The organism is Halorubrum sp. SS7, from assembly GCF_005435055.1.
GTDB lineage: Archaea > Halobacteriota > Halobacteria > Halobacteriales > Haloferacaceae > Halorubrum > Halorubrum salinarum.
In genome coordinates this window covers 1-1732 of sequence record NZ_SGXV01000075.1, presented here as the reverse complement: position 1 = coordinate 1732, position 1732 = coordinate 1, and the positions used below count along the sequence as shown (strand labels likewise).

2 protein-coding genes are annotated in these 1732 nt (G+C 61.3%); both read left to right on the top strand.

The genetic code is table 11. The features are described 5' to 3' along the window. Positions 1 to 423 precede the first annotated feature (423 nt). A complete protein-coding gene (locus tag EXE44_RS16625) occupies positions 424 to 1011 on the top strand; it encodes a nucleotidyltransferase domain-containing protein (protein ID WP_137706423.1) in 588 nt (195 codons plus the stop codon). Next, positions 1004 to 1492 carry a hypothetical protein gene (locus EXE44_RS16620; protein ID WP_137706424.1) on the top strand — a complete coding sequence of 163 codons (489 nt, stop codon included), beginning with the start codon at positions 1004 to 1006 and terminating at the stop codon, positions 1490 to 1492. Before EXE44_RS16625 ends, EXE44_RS16620 begins: the two co-directional genes overlap by 8 nt. Positions 1493 to 1732: the final 240 nt, after the last annotated feature.

The window sequence follows — 1732 nt, the reverse complement described above, 5'->3', positions numbered from 1 at the left end:
TCCCCAGCCTCGCGGTTCGCGCTCTCCGAGCGCTCACCGCGTCCCTCGCGGGCTGGCTCGCGGCCTCCGCTTCGCTCCGGCCGCTCGCAGGCGCGCCACCGCCGGCTATTTCTAAGTGTTTGTCGCCGCCGATAGCGTCTTTTTAAATATCGAATCGCTGCTACCGATCTGCGATACCCACTCCCGTTCTCGCTCGTCGCTGTGTTCGTACAGACCGGAACGACTCGCAATATACCACTTTTTGAGGATAATATGCCTGAAAAATCGGACTCTAACCGTGGCAGTCCGTCCTAATCGACTCATTTCATCGGCAGAGTTTTCAGACCGTTTCTTAATAAGAATAGTATGCCTAATAAGAAAGAAACAATCTCGATCGAACTGCGATATCCGTTTCCGGAGGATCGGGTGTTTCGATACCAAGCGATGGAGGACGTTCTTGCGGTCCTCATCGATCAGCCATACGCGGCGTACTCGATGAGCGAACTCGCGAGTCTCACGGGAGCGAATCAGGGGACGATCTCGAAGGCGGTGAAGCTGCTTTCCGGGCTTGATGTCGTCGAAACGGCACAGGACGGTCGGACCCGGCAGGTCCGGATCAACCGCGAGCGGCTCACGAAACCGGATCCGATTCTCTCGATCCCGCAGAGCGAGTTTCACCACCCGGTCCGGGCCTTCCTCCAACGAGCTCAAGAGGAGCTGGACGAGGTAGTCGGTGTCGTCCTATTCGGCAGCGTCGCTCGGGGGGAAGCGGATAGGACCAGCGACATCGACCTACTGGTGGTCGTCGACGGGGACCGAACGGCCGCTCGTCGGACCATCCAGTCGATCGTCAGCGACCTCGAGGACCGACGGTTCGAAGGGAACCGCTACACCTACCAGCCGCTCGTCGAATCGACGGACAGCGTCAGCCGAATCGGCGACGAGCTTCGTCCCCAGTTCGACGACGGCATCACGTTGGTCGATTCCGACCGCCTCTCAGAGCTCCGAACTGAGGTGTACAGCGATGAATGACGATATCCGGGATCGATTGGCGGAGGCCGAGCGGAGCTTCGAGGGCAGTCCCGGAACGATCGAAGAGGGTCTGGACGTCGACGACGCGGAGCTGGTCCAACTTCGCCGTGCCTGCCGGCTGTTGGAGGTCGGATCGAACCTCCTCGACCGAGGGTACTACACGGTCGTAATCGAGTCGGCGTTCGTCGCCATCGAGCGCACGATTCAGTTCCGGCTGATCCACGACGGAGCGATGTCGCCCTCGGAGGTCATCAGCAGCCACCGGCGGCTCTACCAACGCGGGGCCGAGATCGGTCTCTACGACGACGCCTTCGGGGACGACCTCGCCGAGCTGTGGAACCGGAACCGAACGGAGACCTACTACAGGCTTGGAATAGCAACGAAGGAACAGGCCGAGGCAATGCCCGGGCTGGCCGGGGGTATCCACCGACACCTCGTCGACGTGACTCGGGTGTCACACGAGTGTCTCTGTCGGGGGTAGCTCCCTCGAACCGCAGTCCTCGTCGCTCTCTTCGTTCGCGACCCGCTCGCACGGTCGTCTCACGGCCGGCTCCCGGGCACACACGGAGGCGTGTCGCGCCTCTTAAAGACGACTCAGAGCCGCCGGCGATGCCACCATACCGTGAACTCATTTAAATAGCCTACTCCGCCAGCCCGAACACGTCTCGCGGGTTCTCGTACACGACGGTCCGGATGTCGTCGACGTCGATCCCGTAGCGGT